The 6164-nt window shown below is 66.8% G+C and carries 5 protein-coding genes and 1 pseudogene; 3 read left to right on the plus strand and 3 right to left on the minus strand.

From position 1 onward, the window contains the following. Positions 1 to 12 precede the first annotated feature (12 nt). The 3 genes from A5663_RS15825 to A5663_RS15835 are packed head-to-tail and all read right to left on the minus strand — an operon-like array spanning position 13 to position 3547. Positions 13 to 795 carry a glutamine amidotransferase gene (locus A5663_RS15825; RefSeq protein WP_068150924.1) on the minus strand — a complete coding sequence of 261 codons (783 nt, stop codon included), beginning with the start codon at positions 793 to 795 and terminating at the stop codon, positions 13 to 15. Between the two features lie 15 nt (positions 796 to 810). Continuing rightward, positions 811 to 3057 (minus strand): catalase/peroxidase HPI, encoded by a 2247-nt coding sequence (gene katG, locus A5663_RS15830; protein ID WP_068150927.1) that lies wholly within the window; start codon positions 3055 to 3057, stop codon positions 811 to 813. Positions 3058 to 3091: 34 nt separating this feature from the next. After that, positions 3092 to 3547, minus strand: coding sequence for a Fur family transcriptional regulator (locus tag A5663_RS15835; protein ID WP_156744504.1), 456 nt, complete (start codon positions 3545 to 3547; stop codon positions 3092 to 3094). Between the two features lie 196 nt (positions 3548 to 3743). Here A5663_RS15835 and A5663_RS15840 point away from each other — a divergent pair, with 196 nt between their 5' ends. The 3 genes and pseudogenes from A5663_RS15840 to A5663_RS15850 all read left to right on the plus strand — a co-directional run. Continuing rightward, positions 3744 to 4955, plus strand: coding sequence for an acyltransferase (locus A5663_RS15840; RefSeq protein ID WP_068150935.1), 1212 nt, complete (start codon positions 3744 to 3746; stop codon positions 4953 to 4955). A gap of 71 nt (positions 4956 to 5026) precedes the next feature. Further along, entirely contained in the window at positions 5027 to 5701 is a 675-nt protein-coding gene (locus A5663_RS15845; protein ID WP_068150938.1) for a GDSL lipase, read from the plus strand. A gap of 63 nt (positions 5702 to 5764) precedes the next feature. Next, positions 5765 to 6164, plus strand: a pseudogene (locus A5663_RS15850) (two-component sensor histidine kinase); the annotation flags it as partial.

Consider the following 6164-nt stretch of genomic DNA (forward strand, 5'->3'; position numbering starts at 1 on the left):
CAATCGCGTACCTCAGCGCCGACGTGCATACCTGTCGACGAATCGCTTCAGGATCGTTTGCGGATATCGCACGTTCCATTGCCGCGCAGCGGTTTTCAGCGTGTCGGCGGATTCGGGCGGGAAGTATCCGTGATTCTTGTACACATCGATGCGGGTGAGCATGCCGTCGAGGTCGAGTTCGGGGTGGAATTGAGTCGCGTAGACGTTCTCGCCCACACGGAAGGCCTGCACCGGGCATGTGCTCGACGACGCCAGGCGGACCGCATGTGACGGCAGCGCGGACGCGCCCTCCCGGTGCCCACCGTAGGCGTCGAAGACGTCGGGCACGTCGGCGAACAAGTCGTCGGCGCGGCCCCCCGATGTGACTGCGACGGTGACGCCGGCGACCGGTTCGGGGTGCGCCCGGTCCACCGTGGCGCCGATGACCGTACCGAGAGTGCCGACACCGTAACAGCAACCTAGAAAAGGAAAGTCGTGCTCCACGATGCGGCCGATGAGACCCAACAACTCCGACTCGACCCGTCGCTGCGTCGCCGACTTCACCTCCGCGGCGTCGCTGACGTTGTACGGGCCGCCGCCGAGGATGATGCCTGACCAGTCCGCCAGGTCGATGCGGCCCAGCGACTCGTGAGTCAACCGGATGCGTCGCATCCCGGCGCTGCCCAGGCCGGCGAACCGCATCATCGCGCGGTATTCGTCGTCGGCGGCTTCATCTTCGTCGCGAATCGACAACAACAGGAAGGGCCCCGACAGCACAGCACCCCGCGAGCCCGGTGAGCCCGCGGGGTGCCGCACGTCGTCAGTCGCTCGTCAGTCCAGGTCGAACCGATCGTTGTTCATCACTTTCACCCAGGCGGCAACGAAGTCCTCGACGAACTTGTCCTTGCTGTCGTCCTGCGCGTAGACCTCGGCGATGCCGCGCAACACCGAGTTCGAGCCGAACACCAGGTCGTTGGCGGTCGCCGTCCACTTGACCGTGCCCGAGGCACGGTCCCGTCCCTCGTAGACGTTCTCGGCCGTCTGCGACGGCTTCCACTCGGTGTTCATGTCGACCAGGTTGACGAAGAAGTCGTTGCTCAGCACACCGGGCTTGTCGGTGAACACGCCGTGCTTGCTGCCGCCGTGGTTGACGTTCAACGCCCGCAGGCCGCCGACGAGGACCGCCAACTCGGGAGCAGTCAGGTCGAGCATGTAAGCCCGCTCGACCAGCAGCTGCTCCAACGGGTTCTTCTCACCCGGCCGCACGAAGTTGCGGAACCCGTCCGCGCGCGGTTCGAGCACCGCGAACGACTCCACGTCGGTCTGCTCCTGCGACGCGTCGGTGCGCCCCGGCGCGAAGTGCACGTCGATCTCGTAACCGCCGTCGCGCGCGGCCTTTTCAACCGCCGCGGAACCGGCCAGCACGATCAGATCGGCCAGCGAGATCTTCTTGCCGCCGGAGGCCGACGAGTTGAACTCCTGCTGGATGCGCTCGAGCACCGGAAGCACCTTGATCAGCTCGGCGGGCTCGTTCGCCTCCCAGTTCTTCTGCGGCTGCAGGCGCACCCGCGCCCCGTTGGCGCCGCCGCGCTTGTCGGTGCCGCGGAAGCTGCCCGCCGAGGCCCAGGCCGTCTTCACCAGCTGCTGCACGCTCAGCCCGGAATCGAGCACCTTCGCCTTGAGCGCAGCGACGTCCTGCTCGTCGACCAGCTCGTGATCCACCGCCGGCACCGGGTCCTGCCACAGCTGCGGCTCGGGAATCCACGGCCCGAGGTAGCGGCTGATCGGCCCCATGTCGCGATGCATCAGCTTGAACCAAGCCTTGGCGAAGGCCGCGTCCATCTCCTCGGGATGGTCCAGCCAGCGGCGCGTGATCTCGCCGTAGATCGGGTCCTCTCGCATCGAGATGTCGGTGACCAACATCGTCGGCTTACGGGGTGGCCCGCCGAACGGGTCCGGGATGATCGCCTCGGCGCCCTTGGCCTCGAATTGCCAAGCGCCGCCGGGACTCTTGGTCAATTCCCACTCGTTGCCGTAGAGCACCTGCAGGTAGCCGTTGCTCCAGGTCGTCGGCGTCGGCGTCCAGACCACTTCCAGACCACTGGTGATCGTGTCGCCGGCCTTGCCGGAGGCGAACGCACACTTCCAGCCCAACCCCATCTGTTCGATCGGGGCAGCCTCCGGCTCCGGACCGACCAGGTCGCCGTCGCCCGCGCCGTGCGTCTTTCCGAGCGTGTGACCACCGACGATCAGAGCGGCGGTTTCCTCGTCGTTCATCGCCATCCGGCCGAACGTCTCGCGGATGTCGTGGGCCGCGGCCAGTGGGTCCGGCTTGCCTTCCGGCCCTTCGGGATTGACGTAGATCAAGCCCATGGTGGTCGCGCCGAACGGCTCGGCCAGCTCGCGGTCACTGTCGTTCGTCCCGCCGTAGCGCTTGTCGGTGCCCAGCCAGGTGTCCTCCTGGCCCCACAACATCTCCTCTGGCTCCCAGATGTCCTCGCGGCCGAACGCGAAGCCCAGCGTCTTGAAGCCCGACGACTCCAGTGCGGCGTTGCCGGCGTAGGCCATCAGGTCGGCCCAGGAGATCTTGTTGCCGTACTTCTTCTTGATCGGCCACAGCAGCCGGCGGGCCTTGTCCAGGCTGGCGTTGTCGGGCCAGCTGTTGAGCGGGGCGAAGCGCTGGGCACCTTGTCCGGCACCACCGCGGCCGTCGAAGATGCGGTAGGTGCCGGCGGCGTGCCAGCTCATCCGGACGAAGAGGCCGGCGTAGCTGCCGTAGTCGGCGGGCCACCAGTCTTGGGAATCCGTCATCAGCGCGATCATGTCGGCCTTGAAGGCCTCGAGGTCGAGCTTCTTGAACTCCTCGGCGTAGTCGAAGTCCTCGCCGAGCGGATCGCCCTTCTCGTTCTGCTTGTGCAGCACCGACACGTCGACCTGGTCGGGCCACCAGTCCCGGTTCGTCAGCGGAGCGTGCGACTTCGGCTTCGGGGAGTCGATCGCCGGGTTCTCGCTCTCGCTGTGACTGTGCGTCTTGTCGTCGGCGTGAGGCGGGCGAGCGTCGGATGTATCAGATGACACAGCGTTCCTTCCGGTGGGTTGTTTGGAGCTGCGATCACGATCGTGATCGGGAAACCTGCGATTCCGAGCAGTCGGGGCACAGACCCCAGTAGATGACCTCGGCCTCGTCGAGCACGAAGCCTTCCAGCGCGCCGTCGGGGTCCGACGGCGTCAGGCAGGGCGCCGCACCGACGGCGCAGTCCACGTCGGTGATGACACCGCACGACCGGCACACGACGTGGTGATGGTTGTCGCCGACGCGCGACTCGTAGCGGGCGACCGATCCGGACGGCTGGATGCGACGCACCAGCCCAGCGGTGGTGAGCGCGGCGAGCACGTCGTACACGGCCTGTCGAGAAACATCCGGCAGCGCGCGTCGCACCGCCCCGAAGATCGTTTCCGTGTCAGCATGGGGATTGCCGTAGACCGCCTCCAGCACCGCAAGCCGCGGGCGGGTCACGCGGAGATCGGCGGCACGCAGCCGGTCCGCGTAATCAGGCGTCAAGGGCACGCTGCCAATATGCCGCCTTATCTGGAATCAGTCAAGAGTTCATCGAGACTTGATTCCGGGCGTGTCGCGCCGCACCGCGTTTCGCAACTCCTTCCGGCGCCGGGCCGCTGGTAGTGTTCGGAAGCTGCTGGTGACTTGTGGCCAAGGGGGACTGGACCTTCCGGCTAAAGCTATGGACTTCCGCGAAGAGAGTGTTGTGCGCACCGGAGAAATCAAAGCCCTTTCCGGCCTGCGCATCGTCGCGGCGGTGTGGGTGGTGCTGTTCCACTTCCGGCCGCTGCTGGAGCAGACGGTGCCCGGCTTCCGGTCGGCGCTGGCGCCGCTGCTCAACTGCGGCGCCCAGGGCGTCGACCTGTTCTTCATGCTCAGCGGCTTCGTCCTGACATGGAACTATCTCGACCGCATGGGCCCGTCGCTCTCGTGGCGGGTCACCGTGCGCTTCCTGTGGCTGCGGCTGGCCCGGGTATGGCCGGTGTACCTGGTGACGATGCACCTGGCCGCCATGTGGATCATCTTCACGCTGCACATCGGCCACGTGCCCTCGCCGGCAGCCGACACCCTGACCGCAACGAACTACATCCGCCAGGCGCTGATGGTCCAACTGTGGTTCGTGCCCTTCTTCGACGGTTCCAGCTGGGATGGACCGGCCTGGTCGATCAGCGCCGAATGGCTGGCCTATCTGTCGTTCGGCGCGCTGGTCCTGGTCGTCTTCCGGATCGCGCGATCGACGCGGGCCCGCGGTCTGATCGCGTTGGCCTTCGTCGCTACGCTGCCACCGATCCTGCTGCTACTGGCGACCGGCCTGTTCTACACGCCGTGGAGCTGGCTGCCGCGGATCGTCATGCAGTTCACCGCGGGCGCCCTGGTGTGCGCTGCGGTTCGCAAGATGCGGCCCGGCGATCGGGCCCGACGGGCGGCCGGCTACGGCTCACTGGTGCTGGGCGCCGCGATCGTCGCGACCCTCTACCTGCTCGACGCGCATCCGCTGCCCAAGATCGTCGACGCTGCGGGTCTGGTCGACGTGCTGTTCGTACCCCTGCTGTTCACACTGGCCATCGGATCGGGCAGCGTGCCGTGGCTGCTTTCGTTGCGGCCGATCGTCTACCTCGGCCACGTGTCGTTCAGCCTCTACATGGTTCATGAACTGGTCCACACCACCTGGAACTGGATGGTGGCGCAGTTCGAGCTGCACCTCTCGCCCGACGTCACGGGCAAGCTGACCATGGCCGCACTACTTGGCGTCGCGCTGATCGGCGCTGTCGTGCTCTACCACTTCGTCGAGGAGCCTGCCCGGAAATGGATGCGCGGCATGATGAGCGCCCCCACGCGATCGGAAGCGCCTGGAAAGCTGCACACCGTCTCCCGGCCGAGAGAGCGACCAGAGGTGGTCTCAGCCCGCGCCGGGTGAGCGCACGAGTCGTCGCGACGACGACGTCTTCGGCGCGACCCTACGCTGGAGCGGTGAGACACGCGCTGACCATGCTGCTGACCCTTGCGCTCTTGACCGTCGCGGCATACCAGCATCCGGAGCCGCTGCGGCACAAGGAAATTGTCGAACTCAACTTCGCGGTCAACCGTGTCGCCGTCATCGGGGACTCCTACACCACCGGCAGCGACGAAGGTGGGCGCGACGCGAAGGGATGGACCACACAGGCGTGGCAGATCCTGGCGGGCCAAGGCGTCGCCACCACGGCCGACGTCGGCGCCGAGGGCGGAGCCGGCTACGGCACCCGAGGCAACCGTGGCGGCCTGTTCGAGGATCTGACCACCGCGACCGTGAAACCCGACGACACGCTCGTCGTCTTCTTCGGTTCCCGCAACGACGAGCACGTCGATCCCACGCAGCTGTCGATCCTCGTCTACGGGACCTTCCAGTTGGCGCGCCGACTCGCGCCGACGGCGCGTTTCCTGGTCATCGGACCGCCGTGGCCGACGGCCGACGTCCCCGCCGACGTGCTTCGCATCCGCGACATCCTGAAGTATCAGGCCGATCTGGCAGGTGCGACGTTCGCCGACCCGATTGCCGCGCGCTGGTTCGTCGACCGGCCCGAGCTCATCGGGCGCGACGGGGTCCATCCGACCGACGCAGGCCATACGTACATGGCGGAAAAGATCGCGCCGCTCATCGGCGCGCAACTGCCGCGAGGGATCTGAACCGTCATATCGTTTCTGATCGTGAAACTCGGCGGGCGACTGTACCGGCTGCTGACGCAGGTGATGTCCCTGCGCATCATCGTGATCGTCGCCGCGCTGTCGGTGGTCGCGCTCGTGATCACACTGGGTGCGTGGGTCTGGTTCGGCGTGACCAACGACCAGTACAGCCAACTGGACCGTCGCCTCGATTCGGTCAGCAGCCTGGGTGACATCGGCACGCTGCTGCGCACCGCCCAGGAGGCCGACCTCGACCAGCCGATCCCCGACGGCGGCCTGGTGCGCACCGCGCGCGTCGACGGCTTCACCGTCTCCATCCCCAGAGACATCGTGTTGCCGCAGTTCGACACCGGTTATGCCGACACGACGATCGACGGCGTCGAGTACCGGGTGCGCACGTTCACCGCCGGGGACGCGTCGATCGCGATCGGTGCGCCGCTGGCCGAGACTCAACACCGCATCGACG

This window comes from Mycobacterium sp. E740 (assembly GCF_001672895.1).
In the GTDB taxonomy this organism is placed as follows: Bacteria; Actinomycetota; Actinomycetes; order Mycobacteriales; family Mycobacteriaceae; genus Mycobacterium.